Source organism: Roseovarius amoyensis (genome assembly GCF_003260265.1).
Classification (GTDB): Bacteria; Pseudomonadota; Alphaproteobacteria; order Rhodobacterales; family Rhodobacteraceae; genus Roseovarius; species Roseovarius amoyensis.
In genome coordinates, this window is the sequence record NZ_QITQ01000032.1 from 1 (window position 1) to 24,985 (window position 24,985).

Consider the following 24,985-nt stretch of genomic DNA (forward strand, 5'->3'; position numbering starts at 1 on the left):
TGATCGACCGCGTGCCACAGATAGTGGGTCTCTCCGTTGATTTTCACGAACATCTCATCGAGGTGCCATCGCCAGCGGCTCGACCGCATCCCCTCGACGCGGCGCTTTCGGATCTCGGCGGCAAAAAACGGCCCGAACCGGTGACACCAAAACCGCACAGCTTCGTGGCTGACATCGATGCCGCGTTCGTGCGAGCCAGGTCCTCGACATTGCGAAGCGAGAGCGGGAAACGAACATACATCATCACCAACAAGTGGTCCTGTCGCGTATTTGTGCCGCTCCAAGTGCTCGTTTAAGCCACTTTGCTGGCATGCGCAGGAGCACCTGTTTGGAGACGCCATCTAGGGTCTGTCTTGAAGGCCGACGGATGGGTCACTGATCTCGCCAGGCCTTTCCTTGTTCGTGAACAAGCCATCCCTGATAGCTTCAAGAAAATTCCCTGTTCGTAGGCGCAGGGAAATCGCACGCAACGTCTTGAAAAACCGAATGTGTTTGGGTCTGATCTTGGCTCCATGCGTTCAAAAGAATGAAAATTCCCTGTAGATTCCCTGCTAGCAGGGAAATTCGGCACAAACCGCACCGGGTCTCGAAGGCATTTGAGACGACCGACCAGAAACCATGGGAAAACCCGCGCGCGGGGTGTCTCAACGATACGGCCTGATCGGTAAGCGACTGAAATCAAGAGAGAATTCCTGGCAGAACAGGCAAATGTGAGAGAGACAGGGGTCGCTGGCGGAGGTGTCAGACGAAGTCTAACCTGTCTCAGCAAGGGCAGGATGGCTGTCCCTTATGCCGCGCTGAGTTGGCGCCACTCGGCGAGAGCGGTGGCTCGGTTCAGCTTGAAATTGGCTCGTCAGTAGAGGCTGCGTTCATAGTTGAAATGGTTGAAAACAGAAGCGTGGACGGCGGCGAATTTCTGCGAACTTCGCGTCCGCCGAAACCGTTGCCACCAGAACCGCACGGACTCGTGGCTGATATCTATGCCTCGTTTGTGGAACAAGTCCTCCACGTTCCGCAACGACAGCGGAAACCGGATGTAAAGCACCACCGCCAGACGGATGATCTCGCGGCTGATATTGAAGTACTTGAACGGGTCGCGTTTTGCCATGCGGGCAGGGTGGGGCAGCGGGTAACCGGTCTCAGTTCAGGTTGCTCTGACACCGCCGATCAGCGCGCCAAAGCCGTCGGCCGACAATGGCGGAAGCCGGATTTTCATGTGGCTGGTGGTTGCGCTGCTGGTGCTGGCCGGATTGGCCATCGCGTTCGGTGTGACCAGTTGATGACCCCGTGACCTTGCTGGCCTGAGCAACGCCCTCTGGGCGGGCGGGTCAGCCGAAGCCGAAATACCAGATAGTCGCGGGCACCGCCGTTAGCGGAACCAATGCGCAGACCACCAATACACCGTCACGCGTCAGCAGACCAGCCGCAAACAACGCGATCACGACCGAGGCGATCGACCCGGAGGTCGGAATTAACTCCATGAACGGCATGACCAGCGTCAGTGCCATAATCAGGATCAGCGGCAGGTAAAGCCATGGCCGGTGGAACAGGAAGGTCAGCCGCGCTTTCAGAAACTGCTCGACAAAGCGCAGGGGTTTGCGCAGCCACCCGATGCCCTTGCACAGCTTGGATCTGGACAGGCGTCTGCGGGTGATGAAATCCGGCAGCCACAGGTGGTCGCGCCCTGAGATCATCTGGGCCGCCATCAGAAAGGTGATGGCGGCGATCGTCGCGGTCAAGCCCGGCATCGCGCTGGCCGGCGAGGTCGAGATCAGCGAAAAGATCAACATCACCGACGCAAACGACCTGTTCCCCAGCGTTTCGATAATGTGCTGCACCGTAATTTCATCGTCGTCGATGGTGGATTCCAGCTGGTCGAGAAGGTGGCTGAGGGCTTGGTTTTCACTCATCGGCATCGCTCCGGTTGGTGCGCAATGTGGCGTAATAGGCGACAAGTGCGAAAATGTCAGTGTCGCTCAGGTTCTGGGTGGCCTTTAGCATCAATTGGGCCTGTCGCCCGCCGCCGCGCGTCGCGTCGCGCCATAACAATAGCTGCTGCTCCAGATAGGGCGCGGGCAGGCCCGATAGCACCGGGAACAGCTCAGACGCGTCGCGCGCGTTCGGCCCGTGACATGCGGCGCAGGCGGGCACGTCGCCGTCGCCCGTCGCCGCATGCGCCAATGCGCGGCCCTGGGCGATCAGTTGGACGGGCATTTGGGGCGCTGCGACGGGTTCGGCAGGTGTTTGGCGCGCAAACCAGTGGGCCAGTTCGTCCAGCGCCTGAGGCGACACCCCACTTGCGGCCTGCGCCATGATCCCGCTGGCGCGCGTGCCGCTGCGATAGGCGTGCAGCGACGCCTGAAGGTAAGCCGCGCTTTGATGGTTCAGCGGTGGCACATGGTTCGTGCCGCCATCGCCGTGACAGCCAAGACAATAGGCCATCGGCGCGTCGGCCTCTGGCAGTTGGGTCAGGGCAGTATAGTCGGTCTCTGTCATCCCGTCCTGAACCGCGAGCAGAAATGCGACCACCGGCCAGACATCATCATCGCGCGGCGCGGGCCAGGCGGGCATACCCGTCATCTTGACCCCGTTGGCCACGATCCAGTGCAGATGATGCGCCTGCCAGTCTTGCACGGCGGTTTCGATGTGGGGCGGCGCAGGCTCCATCGCCGCCATAGTCGCGCTGCGCGCCTCGCCCGGTGCGGCGTGACAGGTGCGGCAAGCGGTGTCATAGTGCCGTGCGCCCAGTTCGATCAGGGCCGCGTCGCTCAGGTCGGGCATGTCCTTGGGCCGAGAGGCACGCAGGCGCACCGAGTTGCGGAATGTGGTGTGCATGACCCAGGACACGCCCGGCATATGCCCGACCCGCGCTGATACGTTGTACAGCCCCAATCCCACGACCGCGCCGCCGGCCACAAGGCCCAGCACCGCCAGCACGGCCAGGGTATGCAAAACGCGTTTCATGTCGGGTTCTCCGCCGTGCCAAGGGTGCGCGCGGTCAGTACCAGACCGGCGACCAGGTAGACCGGCGTGCCGATCCCCAGCATCAGCAACCCGCCCAGTTGTTGCGCCGACAGGTCCGGAGCCAATCCGCAGATCTCGGCATAAAGGTCGCGGGGCGACAACACGATCAGCGCGCCTAGTAACGTCATGTGCATCGAGGTCAACAGCAACCCGCCCGCGCCGATCAGCGGTTGATCCGCGCGCAAACACCCGGCCCAGACAAGGATCCCGACTGCCAGAAAGCTGAGTTGTTCGGCTGCGAACCCGACCTGGCCCAGAAAGGCAAGGACATAGGCGCCCGGCAGATGCCACGCCCAGACAACGACAAATTCGATCGCCGCCGCGATCATCGGCGGCAGCGCTAGGCGATCCGCCAGCCGCGGTGCGCCCAGCACCAGCAGCGGCGGGATCACGGCGACCAGCAGCATGTGGCGCAGCATATGGGCGGGAAAGGCGGCAGCGAACCATACCTCCAGCGGGGCCGCCCAAGCGATGGCGGCCAACCCCAGCACGGCTATGAGTGCGGCGCGTCTCATCGGCAGGACTCCAGCATCAATACCGGCAAGGTCCCGTAGATCACCCCGATGGCCGAGATAAGCGCCAGCAGCACCGCCGCATGGCCCAGAAACTGATGCCGGTCCTCGGCCTCGCCCACAGGGTTTGTGTAATCGCCGGTGTTGTTCCAATCCCATTGCCGCCAGGCGCGCAGGCCCAGCCAGACGATCACTGCCAGCGCCAGCAGTGTCGCCACCAACAGGCCAATCCGGGCGGTGCCCAGCAGGGCGGGGGCCTTGGCGCAGACCACGGCGACGACGATATAGCTGAGCAGGAAATGTGCGACCCATGTGACCGGAGACAGGGTGATGCGCCACAGGCTGTCAGCCTCTTCGCGAAACTCGCGGTGCTCTTCGTCAGGGCGTGGCAGGTGTTTGCAGGTCATCACAGCACCTTCGGGGCAAGGCCCATGATCGCGCCACAGACCAGCGCGGTCAGGCACAGGAAATGCCAGAACAACGTGCTGTTCCACAGGTCCGCATCAAAGCGCGGCGTCAGCTTGCCGGTCAGGCTGCCCGCCAGGCAGTAAAGCTGCATGATGATGCCCACCAGCGCATGTGCCACGACCCAGATCATCAGCGCCCAGAGGATCGCGGGATAGACATGGCTGGTCGGCTCCAACTGTTGCACTGACAGGATCAGCGCCCCGCACCCGCCAGCGGTCAACATTGGGGCGGCGGCCAATGCCGCGCGCGCGACGCCGACGCGTCCGGCTCGGTTCCAATGCCGCGCGCCCAGCGTCAGCGCCCAGGACGTGACCAGCGCCGCCACGGCCAGCCCGACCAGCGCGGGCGTGGCATGCAGCGCGCCCTCGGGCGGGAAATCGGACTTGGCGGTCCAGTAAAAGAAAAACCCGAACACGACGCTGGCAAAGGCGGTCGCATCGCCCAGCATGGTGATCCAGACCGCCCACCATCCCACGGCCTTTGGCCCTGACGCGTAGGTCGGCAGGCGCAGTCCCAGTCCGGCGTCGCGCATCTCATCTTCCGGAAGGCGCGCCGTCGATGTCCAGAGCCACCACAGGATGCAGACAACCGCAAACGCCCCCGAAACAATCGCGGGCGGATACATGTGGAACGTCGGAAAGATGAACGCCCCGCCGGTAAAACCCGCCGCCAATAGCGTGATCCATGTCGGACCTGTCACCCGCTGGACCAGTTCGGGGCTGGCGTCGATCATGCTGCTCACCAGTGTTTCGCGGTGGCCATGTGGACTGTCGGGCAGATAATAGCGCCCCGCATCCATGCGCGTGACCAGCTGGTCATCATCCCACAAGGGATAGCGGGAAGTGATATGCGGGATCGAACGCGCGCCCCAGTATTCCTCAGGCACGTCATGGCTCCATTCCAGGGTGCCTGCGTCCCACGGGTTGCGGGGCACCTGCGTCTGATTGCCCTTGGGGCGCAGCAGATCCCAGACGAACACGATAAACCCGGCGGCAATCACGAAGACGCCCAGCGTCGAAATCATGTTCAACCAGCCCCAGCCCATCTCGGCGGAATAGGTGAACACCCGGCGCGGCATGCCCAGCAACCCGGTCAAGTGCATCGGCAGAAAGGTCACGTTGAAGCCGGTAAAGATCAGCCAGAACGCCCAGCGGCCCAGGCGTTCGGACAGCATCTTCTTGCGGATAAACGGGTAGAAATAATAGACGCCCGCGATCACCGGAAAGACCATGCCGCCGAACAGGGTGTAATGCAGATGCGCCACGATGAAATAGGTGTCGTGGACCTGCCAGTTGAAGGGCGCAATCGCCAGCATCACACCAGTCAATCCGCCCGCGGTAAAGATCGCCAGCGCGCCGGCAATCCACAGCATCGGCAGGCTCGTCTTGACCCGCCCCGCAATCAATGTCGCAGCAAAGGCGAACAGTTGGATACCAGTCGGGATCACGACGGCTTCGGACGCGGCGGAAAAGAAGCCAAGCGACAGGTTGGGCAGCCCGGTGGTGAACATGTGATGCACCCACAACCCAAAGGACAGGAACCCGGTGCCGACAGCCGACAGCACGATCCAGCTATAGCCGACGATCGGGCGGCGCGCGACAGTCGGCACAACCATGGCCGCGATGGCGATGGACGGCAGGAAGACGATATAAACCTCCGGATGACCAAAGATCCAGAACAGGTGTTGCCACAGCATCGGATCGCCGCCGCGTGTGGGGTCAAAGAACGGCCAGTCAAAGCTGCGTTCAAGTTCGAATAAAAAATCGCCCGCGATCAACGGCGGAAAGGCGAACAGGATCATCCCGCCTACCACCAGCACATACCACACATATAGCGGCATGATGTTGACGCGCATGCCCGGCGGGCGGCATTTCAGGGCACCTACGATCAGCTCGACCGCGGCGGCGATTGAGGCAATTTCGATAAAGCTCAGCCCCAGAAGCCAGATATCGCTCCCTGGGCCTTCGTCGTGTGTCGCGAGGGGCGGATACATGAACCATCCTGCTGTAGGAGCGGAATCAAACAACAGCGAGCCCATGACAAACACGCCGCCAATTACGAAACACCAGAAACCAAATGCTGACAGGCGCGGAAATGGCATGTCGCGCCCGCCCAGAAAGGCGGGCAGGATCAGGATCGCGATCGCCTCGAACATCGGCACGGCAAAGAGGAACATCATTGCCGAGCCGTGCATCGTGAAGAACTGGTTGAAACGGTCGGCTGAGATCAGGTCATTGTCCGGCACCGCCAGTTGCAACCGCATCACAAGCGCCAGCACCCCCGCCAGCAACATGAAGCCAAAGGCGGTCAGCGCATACCACAACCCGACCTCAGAGTTGTTGACGGCGGTGAAATAGCGCCAGCCACGGGGCGGGGCCCATGCCGCCTTTAATTCGGCCTTTGTGCGGGCCTGTTCTTCGGACGGGACAGGTTCGGCCAGCATCGCCTCGGTTGGCGGGTAGGGGCCAATGGGGGCCGTTTGGTCGGTGTCGCTCATTCCAGGCCTTTCAGATACTGCGCCAGATCGGATAGGTCAGTGTCCGTCAGATAGTCGTACGCGGGCATTTCCACCTCGGGCTTGATCGCGCCGGTATGGGTGATCCAGCGCTCGAAATCCGTCAGCGTCGTTTTCAGCGTGCCCGCCCCCAGGCTGAGGCGGCTACCCACATGTGTCAGGTCCGGCCCGACCGCGCCGCGCGCCTCGGTGCCACGCACCGCGTGACAGGCCCCGCAGCCTTCGCGCGCGAATATCTGCGCGCCGCGCTCGGCGGCGTCGGTTGCGGGCGGGCGGGCGGGGGCAGCCTGCATTTGCAACCATGCGGTGAAGTCTGCGAGCGGCATCGCGACGACATCAAATGCCATCAACGCATGGCTGGCCCCGCAGAATTCGGCGCATTGCCCACGCCAGCGGCCGGGGGTTTCGGGCATCAAGGACATGCGCGATTCGCGTCCCGGAAACATGTCCATCTTGCCCCCCAACGCGGGGATCCAAAAGGAATGGATGACGCGGGCGGAATCCAGAACAATCTCGCTGCGCTGTCCTGTGGGCAAGCGGATCTCGTTCGCGGCGATGATCGGGGCGTCGGCCCCGTCAGGCCAGTATTCCACCCGCCACCACCATTGCTCGCCGGTGACGCGCAGCGTCAGCCCCTCGCCGGGGGCGCGTTGATCGGGCATGATCGACAGCCCATAGGTCAGCAACGCGCCCAGCACGACGGTGGGAAAGATCACGCCGCCCACAACGATCAGCCCATTGGCAAACCGGCGCGACAGTGCGGCGCGGTTGATCCGGGTGACGTAAAAGAACAGGCCGTTGATCAGCAGCCACAGGATGACCGCCCCGACCAGCATGACCCAGAACAGATCGTCCAGCACCCTTGCATCGCTTCCAGCCGGCGCCAGCGCCGATTGCTGCCCCTCGCAGGCCGCCAGCAGGGCGGGCGCGATCAGCATCGGGGCGCGGGTTCTGCGCGTGCTGCCAAGGTGCAGGGTGCGGATGAGACCCCCGGACATTATTTCTCCTTTATGCCGTTCCGGCCTTGCCGGGCCTTTTTCAGCCGGGCGTGTTGATCACCTGCGAGGCCGCGAGCGGCGCGTCGTGGCCGCCCCAACGTTGGCGCAGATAGTTGACCAGTGCCGTCAGGTCGTCGTCGTCCAGCGTGTCGTCAAAGGCCGGCATTTCCTGCATCCGTTGATCGCCGGTCAAATGCCGAGCCGGGATTCCCTCGCGGATGACGCGCACCAGGTTCAGCGGGTTATCGAACATCGCGCTGGTATTGCCCTGCAACGGGATCGATCCAAAGGGCCGCCCCTCGCCGTCGCTGCCGTGACATCCGGCGCAGAGGCCCAGATACAGCTGATGACCTTCGGAATTTTGCGCGATCGCCTCGGGGCGGTGCGCGGGCGGCTCAGACGGAGGTACATCCTTGCTGAGGTAGTGGGCGACCGCCTGAAGATCCTCGGGGGTCATGTATTTAGTCGAATGGTTGAGCACGGGGAACATACGGAAGGTCATCACACCTTGTGGGGACAGGCCAGTGCCCAGAAATTGCGCCAGATCATCCGCGTTCCATCCGCGTCGCGCCAATCCAGCGGGCGTGATATCGGGTGCCAACGCGCCCTCGATCACCGTTCCCTCGAAATGCGCGTCGGTTTTACGGGCATAGGCGAAATTGCGTGGTGTGTGACATTCGCTGCAATGACCGAGCACCTCGACCAGATAGCGCCCCCGCTCTGACGGATCGTCGTCGGGCGCCGAGTCTGTCAGCCCCGCGATCGGCTGATCAGGCGGGTCAGGCCGATAGATCAGGTTCCAAAAGGCCAGAAGCGGGCGCAGATTGAAAGGAAACATCATTTCCGCCGGACGGCTTTCCCGGTCCACCGGATTTTGCGCCATCAGCCAAACCCAAAGCGCATCGTTATCTGCGCGTGAAATCGCATGATACGAGGTATAGGGCATTGCGGGGTACAGATGCGTCCCCTCGGGCGTGATGCCATAGACCATCGCGCGATAGAGATCGTCGGCGCTGTAATCGGCGATGCCGTGGTCGCGCGACGGAGTGATGTTGCTGCCATAAACTGTACCGACAGGCGTTTCCATCGGCGTGCCTCCGGCAAGTGACAGACCATCGGAGGATTTATGGCACGCGACGCAATCGCCGGCCCGGGCCACATATTCTCCCTGCTGTTCCATCTCGAAGCGGTCCTGTGCCGAAAGATTGGCCAGATCGCGGCTGGCGGGTGGGATGTCACCGGGGCCGGTAAAGACGACATAGATGAACACCGCCGCGATTGTGGCAAACGCGAACAGGCCGACAATTATCAGCAAGATGCGCCTCATGTAGCGGTGTCGCTGATCGCGACCTCCTCTGTGGTCAGGCCGGGGGTGCTCAGGATCACATCGCGCGCAGCCTCAAGATAGCGCACATAGCCGGTGCAGCGGCAGATATTGCCGTTTAACGCCTTCAGCACGACCTCTTCGACGTCGCCGCGCGCTACGGGGGCGGTCTCTAACCGTTCAACCAGCGCTGTGGCGGAGGCTACGAAACCAGGGGTGCAATAGCTGCATTGGAACGAGAAATGATCCAGAAACGCCTGCTGAATGGCTGACAGTTGGGTTATAGCGCCTTGATCGTCGCGGGTGGCGTGCCCCTCGACGGTGCGAAAGCTACGACCGTTCGCCCATGCGACGCCGGTGATGCATGCGGGCACCACCTTAGGGCCGTCGGGGGCATCGTGGATCACTGCGCAGGCACGGCAGACGCCCTGTCCACAGCCGTATCTGGTGCCGGTCAGGTTTAGGTATTCCTGAAGGTATTCCAGCAACATCAGATCTTCGGGCAGATCAACGGGATCGGTCGGGGTGCCGTTGATCTCCATCGAGATGGTCAGCATCCGATCACTCATGACAGAGCCTCCTCTATCCTTTCGGGGGTTAGCGGGGTTTCGTGAAATCTGACCCCAATGGCGTCGTGGACCGCGTTGCAGATGGCAGCAACGACGGGGATCATCACGACCTCGGCGATGCCCTTGGGCGGGTCGGTGGAGGAAAGAGGGGCAATAACTTCGCCGTGTTGCGACCAGACTGCCACATCGCTGGCGCGCGGCAGGCGGTAGCGGTTGAAGTTCCATGTGCCGTTGCCCGGCCCGGCCTCATACAGCGGCAAGTCTTCGTAAAGCGCGTGGCCGATGCCCATGGCGATGCCGCCCTGCAACTGTCCCGACACCAGTTCCGGCACGATCATGTTGCCGCATTCCATCCATGACTTGTGCGACAATATCTGCACCTCGCCCGAGCCGGTATTGACCGACAGTTCTACGATGGTGGCGACGGGCGCATAATAGACAACCGATGCGTTGTTGCGTTGCGTGGGTGGATAATTGACGGTCACGCGCGGTTGAAATGAATAGCCAGCGTCGCTCATCCGGACCTTTTTATCGGCACCTGCGCCGCTGCCCCATTTTACCGATAGCGCGTCGATGGCACCGGAAACCGGCGTTCCGTCAACCTCGAACTCGGCTGTGGCCCAGGCCCAGCGGTTGAAGGTATGGACCGTGACGCCAGTGATCAGCCCACGCTCGTGCGCGCGGCGGGCCAGGTCCGCAAAGGGCAGCGGTTGCAATCCGCTGGCCACCAGATGCCCGTCGCGCCATTCGGCCTGATCGCGGCGGATGACCAAGGGACCAGCCTGACCGCCGCCAATACCCTCTTGCCAGATGCTGAGCGCGGCCTGCCATAGCCCGAGCTCGAACAGCAGGCGCGCGGCCTCGTTCGTGGCGTGGCTAAAGTAATAGGCGGAATTCGACGCGCTGCGCGGCGAGGTGATGCGGGGCACCCAATGGGGGTCTTGTGCCGCTGCGTCCTGATCCTCTTGTGACATGGTATAGGGTTCGTTGTTGCTGTTCAGCGGGAGGCTGGGCCAGTCGATTACGGCGAAATCGACGCGATCGGCGTAGCGGCCCAGATGCCGTTCGGTCATCAGCATCTGCGCGGTGGTCGACCCACAGCCGATCTCGGACGCGACGTGGCGCATATGCAGTTCGCCATCGGGGGTGATTTCCAGTTGGACCAGCGCCGCTTCGGCCCCGGTGCCGTAATCCTTCTGCACGCAGGACACGCCGATACCATAGCGATAGCCGGGGTTTTCGGCCTCAAATTCGGCCTTGCGTGCGGCATGCTGCGTCCAGAGCGGATCGGCCTCTGCCGCGTCCAGCAACTCGCCCGCGCGCATGGTGCCTGCAGGAATGGCCCCTTGGGTGTTTTTCATGCCGCTGTGCAGCAGATTGCGCCGCCGTAGCTCAATAGGGTCAATCCCTAGATCGGTTGCCACCTCATCGACCAGCAGCTCGAACGCGACCATAGATTGCAACGTTCCATAGCCGCGCATGGACCCCGCCGTCGGTGCGCGCGAGGCGTCGACCTGAACCGCAAGGTCGGATTTCGGGAAATAGTGGATGCCCTGCAATGCGCTGGCCGCCACCTGCCCGACAGAGGGGCTAAAGTTCATGACCCCGCCGCCGTTGCCGCGCAGATCCGCCGCGATCGACTGGAACAGTCCGGTTTCACGATCCACTGCAAGGGTCATCCTTGTGTCGAACGGATGCCGTTTCAGCGCGCCTTGGAAATGCGAATAGCGATCCAGCGCCAGCCGCACAGGTCGCCCCCCACCATAAAGCGCCGCCACGGCGACATAATAGGGCAGGACGTGATGTTCTTTTTGACCATACCCAACCGTATATCCCGGGTGCAGCCGCAAGTCCGTCAGAGAGAAGCGGCTGGCGCTGACCATCTGTTCGATGTGATCAGCGTTGGTATAGGGTGATTGCGTCCCCACCACGACATGCAGCGCGCCGGTGTCTGCATCATACCAGGCATTGCCATTGTCGGGTTCCAGCGCTGCGGGATCGACATATTGCGATGTGTAGCGTCCATTATAAACCGCCCAGCCGTCGGGTGGATCGGACAGTTCGCTACGCAACTCCTCAGCATAGGCCATGCCACGCCCACCTGCCTCGCCCTCAGGATCGGGTGCGGGCCATGGCGATTCATCCTGATCGAAATCGGCAAAGATCAAGCTATCCTTGAGGGGGGAGAACCGATCAGACGCATCGGGAGTGGGGCCACCGATCCGAACAAAACGCGCACCACCGTAGGGCACTAGGTCACGTGGCGTGACCTCGTCTCCCCAGCGCAAGGCGTCGGGGTTGAATTGCAGCACGCGGTTTGCCCGCCGGAAGCGCTCGTAACCGTGGTAGATCAACACCGCGACCGGCTGACCTAGATAGCTCGGAGCCTGGTCCGTTGGCAAAAAGAGCCGCCCATAAAAGTCTTCTTCGATCATGCGCAGGCCGTCCTGCTGGACTTGGGCGTCATCCACAAAGGCGTCGGGGGCCAGATCGTCGGGCAAAAGCGCCAGATTGACGCCCTGAAAACGCCGGTCGGTTCGGTCCGCCCGAACGATCAATGCGTGGGACTGTTCATCGGGCCAGCCTGGCATGTCGTGGGCGCGAATGTCGGTGGCGAAAACCTTGTTGCCAGTAACCTTGGGGATGCCATCCTGGCGGAATCTGATCTTGCCATTCTGAACCCAGTTAGGCGGCTGGTGTTGCGGCGACGTCTGCAGGTCTGCCAGTGCCTGATGCAATGGGATGACGTGAACAGCGGCCGCCGCAGCTCCGGCTGATCTCAGAAAACCACGACGTGAAAGTTTGGGCATCGGTGCACCTCCAGTTCGTCAACGAACGAGTGTGGTGGAGGTTCCCCAAAGTTTTCTACGTAAGAATTTGCGCAGAGCCTACGGCGGACCTGTCGGCCGCGCGAGTAGGGTCAGCTTGGTGGCACTTCGCCGGGCGGTTTGGGCGGTGCCTCTTGCGGATATCTAACCGGATCTTCGACCGGATCTGTTACGGGGCTTTCCGCAGGCGGAGACGGCGGCGTTTCGGAAGGATCGGGAAAGGGCACCTCGGAGGGGGAGGGATCTGGATGCGGTGTCAGACCAATTCGAACCCGTCTCAGCAAGGGCAGGATGTCTGTCCGTTATGCCGCGCCGAGTTGGCGCCACTCAGCAGGGGCGGCGGCACGGTTTCGTTTGAAATTGGCTCGTGAGTAGAGGTTGCGTTCCTGGTTGAAATGGTTGAAGACAGAAGCGTGAACGGCGGCGAATTTCTGCAAACTTTGCATCCGCCGAAAGCGTTGCATCGCCCGCTCTCTTCGTCGGAATGGCAGATGGGAGTTTTCCGCCCGATTGTTGAGCCAGCGGCCGCTTTCCTGCCGATCGGTTGCTCCAATTTCCTTCAGCGCGGCGCCGTAGGAGCGTAGTTTGTCAGTGACGATCTTCTCCGGCTTCCCGTAGCGCCGTATCGCTTTCTTCAAGAATTTAAGGGCCGCCTTCTTGTCGCGCGTCTTGGTCACGTAGCTTTCGAGAACCTCGCCCTCATGATCGACAGCCCGCCAAAGGTAGTGGCGTTCACCGTTGATCTTCACGAAAACCTCCTCCAAATGCCATTGCCATCATGAGCGCATCCGTTCAACCCGCTTCTTGCGGATTTCGGAGGCGAACTTCGGCCCGAAGCGTTGCCACCAGAACCGCACGGACTCGCGGCTCACATCGATACCGCGTTCGTGCAGCAAGTCCTCCACGTTCCGCAACGACAGCGGAAATCCGATATACAGCACCACCGCCAGACGAATGATCTCGCGGCTGGTTTTGAAGTACTTGAACGGGTCGCGTTTTGCCATGCGGGCAGGGTAGGGAAGCGGGTAACCGGTCTCAAGTCAGGTTGCTCTGACACTGCCGGCCGCGCGCCACGGCCGGCCTCAGTGAAAATCCCGGCTGGGAAACAGGCGCTTGGCCTGTTCGCGTGGGTGGCGGGCGGTGGGGCGCGGGCGTGGCGCATCATCCGTCTGGGGGGTGGTGGCGCCGACCATCTCATCCAGCGGATGGCCCAGGTCGGACAGCCGGTGGGACAGATCCTCGATCCGGTCGGCGATCAGGTGAACGACGATTCCCTCGCGTTCCAGGCGGCCCGTCACGCGCAACAGCCGGCCGCCCATCACGATGCGGCGGAACCGTTCGTAGACACGGGGCCAGACGACGATGTTCGACACGCCGGTTTCATCCTCGAGCGTCAGAAAGATCACCCCTGACGCGGTGCCGGGACGCTGGCGGGTGATGACGAGACCGCAAACCGTGATGCGCCCGGGCGGCACCGAGGGCAGCCGGTCATGCGGCGTCAGGCCGGGCAGAGTGGGGCGCAGCAGCTCCATCGGGTGGGCGCGCAGCGTCAGCCGCATCGACAGGTAGTCCTCGACCACCTCTTCGCCCAGATGCATCGGCGGCAGGGTGACGGACGGTTCGCGCAGCCCTTCCCCGTCGAGAGGGTCGGAAAACAGCGGCAGCGGTTCGGGCGTACGGATCGCCCTGACCTGCCAGAGCGCATCGCGCCGGGTCAGGCCCATGCCGGCAAAGGCATCGGCTTCGGCCAGCCGTTCCAACGTGGCGGGCGTGACCCCGGCCCGCAACCACAGGCTTTCGGGGTCGGGGTAGCCGTTGCCGCGCGCTGCCACGATCCAGCCGGCGTCCTCGGCCCGAAACCCCTTGATCTGGCGAAAGCCGAGCCGCAGCGCCAGCTTTCCGTCCGCACGCCGTTCCAGCGTGTTGTCCCAGTCGCTGTGATTGACGCAGATCGGGCGCAGCTCGACCCCATGCTCGCGCGCATCGCGCACGATCTGGGCGGGGGCGTAAAACCCCATCGGCTGGCTGTTCAGCAACGCGCAGGCAAAGACCGCCGGATGATGGCATTTCAGCCAGGACGACACATAGGTCAGCATGGCAAAGGCCGCCGCGTGGCTTTCGGGAAAGCCGTAATCGGCAAAGCCCTCGATCTGGGCGAAACAGGCTTGGGCGATGTCCTGGTTGTAGCCGTTTGCACGCATCCCCGCGACAAAGCGGTCCCGATGCTGGCTGATGGTGCCCATGCGGCGGAAAGAGGCCAGCGAACGGCGAAGCTGGTCGGCCTCTTCCGCGCTATAGCCCGCCCCCACCACGGCAATCTGCATGGCCTGTTCCTGAAACAGCGGCACCCCCAGCGTCTTGCGCGTCACCTCTGCCAGGGCGGGGCCAAAGGGCTCTGGCGCCTCCAGCCCCATGCGGCGGCGCAGATAGGGCTTGACCATGCCGCCCTGAATCGGCCCGGGGCGGACGATCGCCACCTCGATCACGAGGTCATAAAAGGTCGCGGGCTTCATCCGTGGCAGGAAATTCATCTGCGCCCGGCTTTCGACCTGGAACACCCCCACCGCATCGGCGCGTTGCAGCATTGCATAGGTCGTGGGGTCCTCTTGTGGCACGGTATCGAGCGACAGGGCGGTGTCCTCATGCGCCCTGAGCAGATCAAAGCTCTTGCGCAGGCAGGTCAGCATGCCGAGCGAGAGGATATCGACCTTGAGGATGCCGAGCGTGTCGATATCGTCCTTGTCCCATTCGATCACGGTGCGGTTCTCCATCGCCGCGTTCTCGATCGGGCAAAGCTCGTCAAGCCGGCCCCGCGTGATGACAAAGCCGCCGACATGCTGCGACAGGTGCCGGGGAAAGCCGACTATCTCGCCGATCAGGCGGATCGTCAGGGCCAGGCGCCGGTCATCGGGATTCAGCCCCAGTTCGCGAATGCGCGCGAGGTCCGCGCCCTTGTTCGACATCCCCCAGACCTGGCCCGACAGCGCGGCCGTGACATCGGCGGAAAGGCCCATCACCTTGCCCACCTCGCGGATCGCGGCGCGGGTGCGGAAATGGATCACGGTGGCGCACAGGCCGGCGCGCTCGCGGCCGTATTTTTCATAGATCCACTGGATGATCTCTTCACGGCGCTCATGTTCGAAATCCACGTCGATATCGGGGGGCTCGCCGCGATGGCGCGAGATAAATCGCTCGAACACCATGCCGATCATGTCGGGTGAAACATCGGTGATGCCCAGCAGATAGCACAGGATCGAGTTGGCTGCGGAACCCCGCCCCTGGCACAGGATGCCACGCGCACGGGCCTCGGTCACGATGTCGTGGACGGTCAGGAAATAGGGCGCATAGCCCAGCTCGGCGACAAGACCCAGCTCCTTTGCCATGAGCTTGTAAACCCGTTCCGAGGCGCCCTGCGGATAGCGCCGCGCAAGCCCTTCGCGCGCCAGCCGGTCCAGGCGAATTTGCGGGGCCTCGCCGTTGCCGGCCTCGTCGGGGTATTCATAGCTGAGGTCCGACAGGTCGAAACTGCACCGCGTCGCGATCTCCAGCGTGCGCCGCAGCGCGGCCGGGTGATGGCGGTAAAGGCGCGCCATGTCAGCCCCGCCTTTCAGGCGGCGTTCGCCATTGGGCAGGGCGCGGGTGCCGATCCGGTCGATGGTGATGCCTTCGCGCATGCAGGTCAGCACATCGGCCAGCTGGCGACGGCTGGCGCGGTGCATCAGCACGTCCCCCACCGCCACCATCGGCGCCGATGTGCGCAGCGCCAGTCCCGCGCAGGCGTCGAACCACGCCTGGTCCGAGCCGTCATAACGCGGCGCGGCACCCAGAAAGACATTGCCGGGATAGCAGCGGACAAGCCGCTGGACCGACGTGACCGCGTCCGAAAGGGCGCGCGGCGGCAGGGCGATCAGGATCATGCCCTGGCAGCCCGTCTCGAGATCGGACAGATCCAGATGGCATTCGGCCTTTCCCGCGCGCCGCTTGCCCAGGGTCAGCAGCCGCGAAAGGCGATGATAGGCCGCGCGGTCTGTCGGCAGCGCAACCCATTCCACCGGGCAGTCGCGCAACACCAGCCGCGCCCCGACGATCAACCGGGGCAGGGCGGCCCCCGCCGGGCGCGGCAGGTTTTCGGGGGTGCCCATCTGCTGGCGTGAACTGGGGTCGAGCCGATAGCTGGAGCGGATGGGCACCGCCGCCTCTGCCACCTTGCGCAGGTTTTTTAGGGCGGAATAGGCCCGCACCACGCCGGCAAGCGTATTGCGGTCGGTGATGGCGATGGTGTGCAGCCCCAGCTCGGCGGCGCGCAAGACCAGCTCTTCGGGGTGCGACGCGCCGGTCAGGAAGGTAAAGTTCGAGGTCACGCACAGTTCGGCATAGGCGGGGGGGGCGCCCACGTCGCCCACGCCGGTCGAAGCCGGCTTGCGAGGGGCATCAGGGGGCAACGCCCCGGTCACGCGAATTCCCCCTGCACGAACCAGCCGGGGCATTGCGGGGTGTGGAAAAGCCACAGGCGGCGGCCCTCGCGCGTCGCGACCTTCCAGTAATCCCGGATACCGGAGCGCCAGTTTTCATCCGCCAGCCACCATTCGGGGGCGATGCGTTCGGGGCCGGTGGCGCAACCCGTGTGCAGGCGCATGCCACGCCAACGGAACTGTGCCGGCGGGGTGGGGCCATTTCCCTGGATCGGTTCTGGCGGAAACAGGCGCAGGGGGCGGGGACGCTGCGTGTGAAACCCGCTTTGCGCCTCGCTGAAGGCGGCCGGCGCAACCAAAAAGCCGCGCTCGGGAATATGGCTGTCGGCGGGCAGAAAACGCTGGATGTTCTCCAGCCCGATCCGCGTGCCGATGCGGGTGATCAGATCCTGCAGCCGGTCTGGGTGCGGGGTTTCCGTCGGGTCGATCTGCCGGATCGGCAGCGGCTCGACCACGGTTGCCGCCAGTCGGATCCGGTCAATGCCGAAACCTGCATCCACCTCGGCCACACCGCGCGCGAACAGGGGCAGGATGCGGGCGGGGTCACGCATCGCGGCGGCCAGGCGCAGTTCTATCTGCTGGCTGCCGTGATCCACGCGGTGCAGGGTCAGGCACATGCTGCGCGCGCCCGTCTCCTGCGTCTTGAGCTTTTCACAAAGAGGCTTCAGCAAACGCTCGATCACGGCCATCACGTCGGCCTCCAGCCCGATCGGTTCAGGCAGGGTCAGGCGGACACCGAAATGCGGCGGCTCGGCCTCGGGGGTGACGGGTTCGGGAACCTCGCCAAGAAGCTGGTCCAGCCGCAGCAGCAGTTCCCGCCCGAAACGGCGCGCAAGGGGGGCGCGGGCGGTGGCCACCAGGTCGCCGATCCTGCGCAACCCCAGGCGTTGCAGCGCGGTCACCGTATCGGGCGGCACACGCAGCGCGGCCACGGGAAGCGACAGCAGGTCCTCTTCGGTGCTTGCCTCGGTGCCGAAATGCGCCAGGGCCCAGGCCGCGCCACGCGTGCCCGCCAGCCCCAGCCGAACCGACAGCCCCGCCCGGTCAAGCCGCGCGCGCATGTCGGCCAGCATCGCCGCCTCGCCGCCCCACAGATGGCTTGCGCCGGTGACATCGAGGGCAAGCCCGTCCTCGCCGTCAAGGCCCACCCACGGGCAGAACCGTTCCGCCCATCGCCGCAGGCCGCGCAGGAAACGCACATCACCGGCAGGGTCGGCAGGCCGGCTGATCAGATCGGGGCAAAAGCTGCGCGCATCCGCCATGCGCATGCCCGCGTGCAGCCCCGCAGCCTCTGCCGTGCGGTTCAGGCACCGGATCGTTTCGGTGGTGCCGTGGCACTGGAACAGCACAAAGGGGGCATCAGTTGGACGCGCGCGCAGAACCCGGTCGCTCGCCAACCGAGGAAACCACATGGAGACGATGCGCCTGTGCGTCCCAACAAACATTCCACGCGCCAATTGTTCTCGATTTGTTCTTGATAATTTCCCACCGCATCAGAGTCGAGTCTTCCCGCGAGGAATCGAAAACCGGCGTGGCGCGCCAGCGCGTTTCGGCCGCGTTCGACCCCATCCCCTCTGGAATGATGCACAACCCCGTTGTCTGGCCCGCGCGGGCGGCAAGCTGCAGGCGCCGCCCCTCGCGCAGATCAAGCGGCCGGGTGATCTCGATCACGACAAGGGGGATGGCGCCGTCTTTCAGGGCTTCTTCCGCCACGGCCAGGCTGTCGACCTGGTTCCGCGTCCGGGCGAACAAGAGGGTCGAAGGGTCCAGAAAGGGCGCGAACCCCACGGGATACAGGGTGTCGGTTTGCCGTGCTTCACGCACCCATAGCACGGCACGCCCCGCAGAGGCGGCGGCAATGGCCGCAAAGCCCGTGGCGGCGGGGCCACAAACCTCGTGCACGCGGGTGGTGCGAAGAGGGAACGAGGACAGCGGATAAAACGACATTCCCGGAATTTACCGCAATACCCCGCAAAGACAAACCGTCCATGGACCTGACCCAGAGAGCGCCGCATAGCCGCACGGGGTGTTGATGACGGGTCGGATGGCCCTGCCTGACAAAACCTGCGCCAAAGCTTGATCCGCGATGATCGCCAAAGGAGGACGATCATGTCAAAGATCACCACGGTCGGGCCCGATCTGGCGAAGAACGTGATTCAGATCCATCGCGCGGACAGTGTTGGTTGGGCGGAATTGCGCAAGAAACTGCAACGAACACAGCTGTCGGAGTTCTTCAGCCAGTTGCCATCTTGTATGATCGAGATGGAGGCATGCGATGGCGCTCTCCTCCAGGGCGGTGAGATCGGCGAGTCCCAGAACTATAGATGGGAGGGTATTGTCAGATTAACCGGACTCGTTCGTTCTTCCCCGGTCCTGAGCTTTGAGACTCTGGCATAATTTCCTTGCTTACTTGATTGTCGCCAAGTAACGCCCAAACAAGCCAGCCCAAATCCGCACCGAAAACCCTACCACAGGATTTTTCTCTGACAAGGCCGATGTAAAGCATCACTGCCAGGCGGATGATCTCGGGGCTGGTTTTGAAGTATTTGAATGGGTCGCGTTTTGCCATGCGGGCAGGCTAGGGCGAAGGTCAGTCGATCTCAAGCTGCGTTGCTCTGACACTGCCCTTCTGACGTGACCACTGTTTCCAATTAGGGAACGCTGTGGCTCCATATCTATGGCTTATCTGTTGCGGTAAACAGTCTAAAGATAGAACACATACAAAAGAATGTAATCAAGACTGCACGTCAAGGAGAAAACATGACCATTTTCGCGTTTACCCTCACGATTTCAGCGCTTTGTCTTTGGGTTCATCACGCGGGCAGGCAGGCCTCGCACCGCCGCATCTGGTCGCGACGCCTGCAATCGATGCTGACTGATAGCTGACCCCCTCAACGGCAAAGCCAGAATGTGCCGTCGTCTGGAGTGCGTCCCCGAGAGCTCCTAACAAGGGTGCAGAATTGGATGTCGATTTACAACTTCGCTACTTTAAGGGCGATGTTTATAAGGCGTTGACAGTCCATTCTCTAGGCCGAGCAGCTTCGCCGAAGCTGGCATTGACCCATCCGCTGGCTGCGTTGGTGAATACAGGTCCTCGATAAACCCAGAACAGTTCCAGCGTTTCAATAGCAGAAAATCAACAGCGATAGTCGTCGAGATGCCGAATTCCCTTTTGAAGCGGTTTTGATTGGGCTGGAATTCCCGGCGTCAATGTTAAGGTCGAGGGTGAATTCAAAAATTCAACCATAGGAATGGTGGAGGGGAGGGCGGTTATGCGATCCCCAGATCTTTTGACCGCAATACCGCTTGGGTGCGGTTTTTTGCCCCAAGCTTGGTGCAGATGGATCGGACATGCATTTTGACCGTCGGTTCGGCAAGTCTCATGGCCTCGCCAATATCCTTGTTGGCCATTCCTTCGACAAGATAGGATAGCACTTGCATCTCCTTGGGAGAAAGCGGGTTGTTCTCACTTTTCTCGGCAAGTTCGCGATCGATAGTCAGTTCGCGAGGAATGTATTGTTCGCCTGCAGCGATGAACCTTAGAGCGTTGGCGAGGGTACGCATGTGTGTCGTTTTCAGGATAATGCCGGCCACTCCGGCTTCGACGATGTCCATAACATGGCGGTTGGAAGGGTTGCCGGTGATGATGGCAACGGGTTTGCCATCATTCGCCTCAATCGCCTTGTGAATGCCGGTGACACCGTTCATGCCGGGCATGACTAGGTCCAGTAGCACCACATCGAATGGCCCGTTCTCGGCAATCGCCTCTAAGGCTTCGTCAAGGGTGCGCGCTGTTTTCACTTCGAACTCGGATGCCTGCGAGAGAAACATCTCGATCATCTCCAGGACCATTTCGTGGTCGTCAGCCACAAGAACGCTGATACTTCCGTTCTGGCTCCCCGATTCCATGTTTCTTCTCCTCACACATAAATTCCCGCCAATCGAGCGGGCGCGGCAAACTCGAACGTGGCAAAGCTATACGAAGATTTCTTATTTTGTCCATTCCATGTAATGTCGTTTGATCATTTTTCCGGCCCAAGACCCCGCCTAAAAGATAGGTGCCAAATTAGAAAAATAGTGAGAACAGCTTATGCCATCGCCTGTCGGGCCGGCTGATCGGCCGCTTCAGTCAAGTTGTGCCTGTGTCTGAGTGATAGTTTTTTCGAGTAGATCGAGAGCAGCGACAAGCGCCGGGCCGCTGTCACGAACTTTCGATACTGCCTGCAGCACGCGAAGCGCATGTTCCACCCGGTCCAGCCCCGTCATGCCGGATGAACCGACAGCAGAATGGATCAGAGATCGGTCTATCCTGGGCGGATCGTGTGCACAGATCAAAGCGTACAGACTCCGGGCCTCGTCAAGTGCTCGGTGTCTCAGCTCATCGGTCTTTTCCTTGCCGAAATCCTCTTGCAGTTCGGCTGTCATCGCGGGGTTGAGTATGTCGCATTGGGCTTGGCTCGCCGCAGGGGGGGCAGCATTCAGAATATCGTGGACACATTGTCGCAGCTCGGATGGCCGGACCGGTTTTTCGAGAATCGCCACGATGCCAAGTGCATCGCATGCGGCCTTGCATTCCTCTGTCGGCTCGCCCGTCAGCGCCGCGATGCGGGGCAGGAGGGGCTCACGCTCGGCAATCAGCAGGCGACAGACCAGCGCATAGCCGTCGATGCCTGGCATGTTCAGATCCGTGAGGATCAGATCGTACTCGGCGCCTGCGGCCCAAATGCGTTCCAGGGCGTCCTTGCCGTTCGACACATGGTCGACCAATGCACCAGCCGAAGACAGCAGTTTCGAAAGCAGTTCCAGGTTGATCGAATTGTCGTCGACCACCAGCAGTCTTGCGCCGTACAGCAAGGTGGTATTGTCGTCCGTATTGCTTTCGGGCCTGCTGTCCAGTTGCGTCGAGTTGGCAAACGGCAACGAAAATTCGACCGAGAAACAGGTTCCTTCCCCGGGGGCGCTGTCCATCTTCACCGTTCCGTTCAGGGCCTGCACCGCCTCGTTCACCGCATAGGCGCCGATGCCGATGCCCGGCTGATCCGATGCGCCTGCCGGCCCACTCCGGAATGGTTTGAAGATGTGGTCCTTTTCCTGATCTGCAATTCCTGTTCCGTTGTCCCTGACGGTGATCGAGATATTGCAGGACTTTCCATCGTCGGCCGCCTCTTCGTCTACGGATAGCACCACCTTGCCATCGGGTGCGAATTTGACCGCATTGCTCAACAGGTTCTGCACGATGGTGTCGACCAGGTTGGCGTCTCCGACAACCGGTCTGGCGGGCAGGCCGCGCCGAACCTCGATTACGGTTCGGTTCTTCGTGGCCAGCGGCTCGAGCCGCTGCGCTGTTGCAGCGGTCCTTTCACTGGGCGAAAAGGTCTCTTCTGCGGTGGCTAGCCGCTCATGCTCCGCCCGCGCGAAACTCAGAATGTCGTTGACCAGCCTGGTAGCCCGTTCGGCGGCCTGCTCGATAACCTGGATATATGACGTGTGTCCTTCTTCGGTTTCGGCAGGCATTTCGCCCAGCAAACTGGAAGCGGCCATGATGCTTTGCAACTCGGTGCGGATGTCATGCGCAGCGACAGCAAGTGTGTGCAGCCTTTGCTTGTCTTCGGGGCCGACAAAAAGAACATAGGCGTCAGAGTCGTCGGCAATGAACCTGCTCAGGCGGGCGCCAGGGGCGGTCGCGTTTTCTTGGGGAAACGGAGCGCTTGCAGGGAAAACGGGGCTTCGGGCAGCCAGATCGTGCCAGTCGCGGGGGGGCAGGGACATGCCTGCCAGCGCTCTGCGTGTGCCAGCGTGGGCATTGCGGGCGATGACCTTTCCCGTACTGTCGAGCGCCAGCGCAGGCACCGTCAACAACTCGATCAGCCGGACGACGGCCTGAGGGGGGGGCGTCCCGGCGGTTGGTTCGGACGAGAAATGAGTCATGTTTTCCGTTTCGGTGGCGAGGCTGTGAACTCGGTTTACGGTAATTGAGCGTTAATAGACAGGCTAGTCTACCCTGGCCTCTGGATAGCGTCCCTCGCGGCCTTGGCCCTCCCTTGCACCCGTCTTCACAAGATCTGAATGGCCGCTTCGGTGGGCTTGTTATGTCCTGTGAATCGCTATCCAGCGGCGGAGCGCGCCTCAAGGATTTTTTCGAATTGGTGGTCAGTCTTGCTGTTCGGCGATCACTGTTGCCATCCGGTTACTTAGGGCGAAATCGAACCCGGATCATTTAAACACAGAAAAAACAACAATTTAGGTCAATTCTGGCAGAATTTTGCGTTATGCCGCCTTTAGGTTGTTGACACGGCTATCTAAAAGCCTGCAACACATACTTAAGATATTATAATATCAAAAAGGCATAAGTGACGACAAGGGACTGGGTGTTTGAACGGTATTGGCAGCGCTGCGGGGGTGGCGAGGCAATGATCCGGAGGTCGAAATCCCGAACGGTGAGGACCTCTGGCAAATGGCGCCGGCGTGGCCGGCAGATCACAAATTTTGCTTAGGACGAGGTGAACAAGACCATGGCAACACAATATCTGACGGCCGAACGGCCAATGGAATTCAACCTGCGCCTGAAAAGGGCTGATGTAGAACGGTTTGTGCGTGACGGTGACGATCTGATCGTGCGCGTCGCAAATGGGGATGACGTCGTCATCCGCGATTTCTTTGTGCGCGGGGCGGACGGTAAGACCAGCACGCTGACGCTGATGGAAGGTCCTTATACTTTCGACGGTGCTGCAGAAGGTGCCGGCGAAGGAGCCGAGGGCGCTGACGGCGGCGCAGATGGCGCGGCTGGGGCCGGGCTGGGAGACGACAGCGGCGCACTGCTCGCGGGTGGTGCTGCGCTTCTGGGTGGTGGTCTGTTGGTCGCCAATAGCGGTGGTTCGAGTGGAGGCGGTTTCCCTACGGACCCGACCGATCCCACGGACCCGACCGATCCTACGGACCCGACCGATCCCACGGACCCGACCGATCCTACGGACCCGACCGATCCCACGGACCCGACCGATCCCACGGACCCGACCGATCCCACGGACCCGACCGATCCTACGGACCCGACCGATCCTACGGACCCGACCGATCCTACGGACCCGACCGATCCTACGGACCCGACCGATCCCACGGACCCGACCGATCCCACGGACCCGACCGATCCTACGGACCCGACCGATCCTACGGACCCGACCGATCCTACGGACCCGACCGATCCCACGGACCCGACTGATCCCACGGATCCGACTGATCCCACGGACCCGACCGATCCCACGGACCCGACCGATCCCACGGACCCGACCGATCCTACGGACCCGACCGATCCTACGGACCCGACTGATCCCACGGACCCGACCGATCCGTCCGAGCCGGACGACAATGCCAGCCTTCTGGGCGAGGTGATCGATGGCTTGGGAGGAACCACCGGCACGCTGGGTGCGGGTATCAGTCAGGCGCTTGGCGAGTTGGAGGACCAGGACCTGGCCGCAGCGATCGACACGCTGCTCGGGACGGTGGTCGAGGCCCTGGCCGGCGAGGAAAGCTTGCTCACCGGCCTTGGCGACGGGCTCGACGTTCTGGTCAACAGCCTTGAGGATGGCCTGCAGGGCCTGATGGACGGGCTGGAGGGCGATGCGCCTCTTACCGGCGTCGGGGAGCTGCTTGGCTCGCTGATCGATGGCCTGCTGGTCGGCGACGGCGAGTCGGCAGGCGGTGTGCTGGGCGAGATCGATGCCGGCGCCAGTGCCGCTGGCGCAGCTCTTGCCGATGGTGTGGCCGAGGCGCTGGCGGCGCTTGATGCGCAGGACGTCGATGCCGCGCTGCAGGCGCTGCTGGGGGCTGTCGATGGGGCGCTGACGGCCGCGAGCGGCCTGGTCGATGGTGCGTTGGACGAGGTGCTCGGGCTGGTTCAGTCCGTCGCCGCGGGACTTGACGATGTCGTGACCGGGCTGAGTACGGGCGATGTTCTGGGGGGCGTGAACTCTCTGGTTCAGACGGTTCTTGGTGGTCTCTACGGCGGGATTCAGGATGGCGGTGACGGTGCCGAAGGTGGCCTGCTGAGCGGCTTGCTGGACGGCTTGCTTGGCGATCAGGGGCTGCTTGGTGGTCTGCTTGGCGGAGAAGGTGGCCTGCTGGGTGACCTGCTGGACGGCGTGCTGGGCGACGGCGGTCTGCTTGATGGCCTGCTGGGTGAAGGCGGCTTGCTTGGCGGTCTGCTCGGCGGCGACGGTGGTCTTCTCGACCCGATCCTGGGTGACGAAGGTCTTGTCGGCGGTCTGCTCGGCGGCGACGG

At 62.4% G+C, this 24,985-nt stretch carries 17 protein-coding genes and 4 pseudogenes; 3 read left to right on the forward strand and 18 right to left on the reverse strand.

Annotation, left to right across the window (positions count from 1 at the left end):
* From DL899_RS17185 to DL899_RS17255, 15 genes and pseudogenes are all read right to left on the reverse strand, one after another.
* Nucleotides 1-253, reverse strand: a pseudogene (locus DL899_RS17185) (DDE-type integrase/transposase/recombinase); the annotation flags it as partial.
* 684 nt (nucleotides 254-937) lie between these two features.
* Nucleotides 938-1,108, reverse strand: a pseudogene (locus DL899_RS19930) (IS6 family transposase); the annotation flags it as partial.
* Between the two features lie 220 nt (nucleotides 1,109-1,328).
* Nucleotides 1,329-1,916 (reverse strand): exopolysaccharide biosynthesis protein, encoded by a 588-nt coding sequence (locus DL899_RS17195; protein WP_239494746.1) that lies wholly within the window; start codon nucleotides 1,914-1,916, stop codon nucleotides 1,329-1,331.
* On the reverse strand, nucleotides 1,903-2,964 hold the full coding sequence (locus tag DL899_RS17200) for a c-type cytochrome (RefSeq protein WP_111735588.1): 1,062 nt from the start codon (nucleotides 2,962-2,964) through the stop codon (nucleotides 1,903-1,905). The genes DL899_RS17195 and DL899_RS17200 overlap by 14 nt, the downstream gene beginning before the upstream one ends.
* Nucleotides 2,961-3,539, reverse strand: coding sequence for a cytochrome c oxidase assembly protein (locus DL899_RS17205; RefSeq protein WP_111735589.1), 579 nt, complete (start codon nucleotides 3,537-3,539; stop codon nucleotides 2,961-2,963). The genes DL899_RS17200 and DL899_RS17205 overlap by 4 nt, the downstream gene beginning before the upstream one ends.
* Entirely contained in the window at nucleotides 3,536-3,943 is a 408-nt protein-coding gene (locus tag DL899_RS17210) for a hypothetical protein (protein ID WP_111735590.1), read from the reverse strand. The genes DL899_RS17205 and DL899_RS17210 overlap by 4 nt, the downstream gene beginning before the upstream one ends.
* Complete coding sequence (gene ctaD / locus DL899_RS17215) at nucleotides 3,943-6,501, reverse strand: cytochrome c oxidase subunit I (protein ID WP_111735591.1); 2,559 nt, start codon at nucleotides 6,499-6,501, stop codon at nucleotides 3,943-3,945. The genes DL899_RS17210 and ctaD overlap by 1 nt, the downstream gene beginning before the upstream one ends.
* Complete coding sequence (locus tag DL899_RS17220; RefSeq protein ID WP_111735592.1) at nucleotides 6,498-7,457, reverse strand: cytochrome c oxidase subunit II; 960 nt, start codon at nucleotides 7,455-7,457, stop codon at nucleotides 6,498-6,500. Before DL899_RS17220 ends, ctaD begins: the two co-directional genes overlap by 4 nt.
* Nucleotides 7,458-7,557: 100 nt before the next feature.
* A complete protein-coding gene (locus tag DL899_RS17225) occupies nucleotides 7,558-8,832 on the reverse strand; it encodes a c-type cytochrome (protein ID WP_204355344.1) in 1,275 nt (424 codons plus the stop codon).
* An 8-nt stretch (nucleotides 8,833-8,840) separates the two neighbouring features.
* Entirely contained in the window at nucleotides 8,841-9,410 is a 570-nt protein-coding gene (locus DL899_RS17230; RefSeq protein ID WP_204355345.1) for a (2Fe-2S)-binding protein, read from the reverse strand.
* Entirely contained in the window at nucleotides 9,407-12,220 is a 2,814-nt protein-coding gene (locus tag DL899_RS17235) for a xanthine dehydrogenase family protein molybdopterin-binding subunit (RefSeq protein ID WP_111735595.1), read from the reverse strand. Before DL899_RS17235 ends, DL899_RS17230 begins: the two co-directional genes overlap by 4 nt.
* A gap of 320 nt (nucleotides 12,221-12,540) precedes the next feature.
* Nucleotides 12,541-13,242: pseudogene (locus DL899_RS17240) on the reverse strand (IS6 family transposase).
* A gap of 78 nt (nucleotides 13,243-13,320) precedes the next feature.
* Nucleotides 13,321-16,725 (reverse strand): error-prone DNA polymerase, encoded by a 3,405-nt coding sequence (locus DL899_RS17245; RefSeq protein ID WP_111735596.1) that lies wholly within the window; start codon nucleotides 16,723-16,725, stop codon nucleotides 13,321-13,323.
* On the reverse strand, nucleotides 16,689-18,155 hold the full coding sequence (locus DL899_RS17250; RefSeq protein ID WP_111735597.1) for a Y-family DNA polymerase: 1,467 nt from the start codon (nucleotides 18,153-18,155) through the stop codon (nucleotides 16,689-16,691). The genes DL899_RS17245 and DL899_RS17250 overlap by 37 nt, the downstream gene beginning before the upstream one ends.
* On the reverse strand, nucleotides 18,070-18,657 hold the full coding sequence (locus DL899_RS17255) for an ImuA family protein (RefSeq protein ID WP_111735598.1): 588 nt from the start codon (nucleotides 18,655-18,657) through the stop codon (nucleotides 18,070-18,072). Before DL899_RS17255 ends, DL899_RS17250 begins: the two co-directional genes overlap by 86 nt.
* Before the next feature lie 162 nt (nucleotides 18,658-18,819).
* On the opposite strand from DL899_RS17255, the gene DL899_RS19485 reads away from it, so the two are divergent.
* Entirely contained in the window at nucleotides 18,820-19,107 is a 288-nt protein-coding gene (locus tag DL899_RS19485) for a hypothetical protein (RefSeq protein WP_162685627.1), read from the forward strand.
* A gap of 97 nt (nucleotides 19,108-19,204) precedes the next feature.
* Here DL899_RS19485 and DL899_RS19935 read toward each other — a convergent pair.
* Nucleotides 19,205-19,279 (reverse strand): annotated as a pseudogene (locus DL899_RS19935) (IS6 family transposase); the annotation flags it as partial.
* A 191-nt stretch (nucleotides 19,280-19,470) separates the two neighbouring features.
* On the opposite strand from DL899_RS19935, the gene DL899_RS20125 reads away from it, so the two are divergent.
* Nucleotides 19,471-19,596 (forward strand): hypothetical protein, encoded by a 126-nt coding sequence (locus DL899_RS20125; RefSeq protein WP_275426801.1) that lies wholly within the window; start codon nucleotides 19,471-19,473, stop codon nucleotides 19,594-19,596.
* Nucleotides 19,597-19,980: 384 nt separating this feature from the next.
* Here the strand turns inward: DL899_RS20125 and DL899_RS17265 are convergent, their stop codons facing one another.
* On the reverse strand, nucleotides 19,981-20,619 hold the full coding sequence (locus tag DL899_RS17265; protein WP_111735599.1) for a response regulator transcription factor: 639 nt from the start codon (nucleotides 20,617-20,619) through the stop codon (nucleotides 19,981-19,983).
* A gap of 216 nt (nucleotides 20,620-20,835) precedes the next feature.
* Nucleotides 20,836-22,638 carry a hybrid sensor histidine kinase/response regulator gene (locus tag DL899_RS17270; protein WP_111735600.1) on the reverse strand — a complete coding sequence of 601 codons (1,803 nt, stop codon included), beginning with the start codon at nucleotides 22,636-22,638 and terminating at the stop codon, nucleotides 20,836-20,838.
* A 584-nt stretch (nucleotides 22,639-23,222) separates the two neighbouring features.
* Here DL899_RS17270 and DL899_RS19940 point away from each other — a divergent pair.
* Nucleotides 23,223-24,985: BapA/Bap/LapF family prefix-like domain-containing protein (locus DL899_RS19940; protein WP_420820997.1), on the forward strand; the 1,763-nt coding region annotated here is incomplete at its 3' end.

Coding starts and splice junctions, on each gene's coding strand:
- DL899_RS17220 (WP_111735592.1), bottom strand. CDS start 7,457: ATGCTGATCGCGCCCGCCCTGCTGGCGGCCTGCGAGGGGCAGCAATCG.
- DL899_RS17200 (WP_111735588.1), bottom strand. CDS start 2,964: ATGAAACGCGTTTTGCATACCCTGGCCGTGCTGGCGGTGCTGGGCCTT.
- DL899_RS17255 (WP_111735598.1), bottom strand. CDS start 18,657: ATGTCGTTTTATCCGCTGTCCTCGTTCCCTCTTCGCACCACCCGCGTG.
- ctaD (WP_111735591.1), bottom strand. CDS start 6,501: ATGAGCGACACCGACCAAACGGCCCCCATTGGCCCCTACCCGCCAACC.
- DL899_RS17245 (WP_111735596.1), bottom strand. CDS start 16,725: ATGCCCCGGCTGGTTCGTGCAGGGGGAATTCGCGTGACCGGGGCGTTG.
- DL899_RS17195 (WP_239494746.1), bottom strand. CDS start 1,916: ATGCCGATGAGTGAAAACCAAGCCCTCAGCCACCTTCTCGACCAGCTG.
- DL899_RS17205 (WP_111735589.1), bottom strand. CDS start 3,539: ATGAGACGCGCCGCACTCATAGCCGTGCTGGGGTTGGCCGCCATCGCT.
- DL899_RS20125 (WP_275426801.1), top strand. CDS start 19,471: ATGACCATTTTCGCGTTTACCCTCACGATTTCAGCGCTTTGTCTTTGG.
- DL899_RS17230 (WP_204355345.1), bottom strand. CDS start 9,410: ATGAGTGATCGGATGCTGACCATCTCGATGGAGATCAACGGCACCCCG.
- DL899_RS19485 (WP_162685627.1), top strand. CDS start 18,820: ATGTCAAAGATCACCACGGTCGGGCCCGATCTGGCGAAGAACGTGATT.
- DL899_RS17270 (WP_111735600.1), bottom strand. CDS start 22,638: ATGACTCATTTCTCGTCCGAACCAACCGCCGGGACGCCCCCCCCTCAG.
- DL899_RS17250 (WP_111735597.1), bottom strand. CDS start 18,155: ATGTTTGTTGGGACGCACAGGCGCATCGTCTCCATGTGGTTTCCTCGG.
- DL899_RS17210 (WP_111735590.1), bottom strand. CDS start 3,943: ATGACCTGCAAACACCTGCCACGCCCTGACGAAGAGCACCGCGAGTTT.
- DL899_RS17265 (WP_111735599.1), bottom strand. CDS start 20,619: ATGGAATCGGGGAGCCAGAACGGAAGTATCAGCGTTCTTGTGGCTGAC.
- DL899_RS17235 (WP_111735595.1), bottom strand. CDS start 12,220: ATGCCCAAACTTTCACGTCGTGGTTTTCTGAGATCAGCCGGAGCTGCG.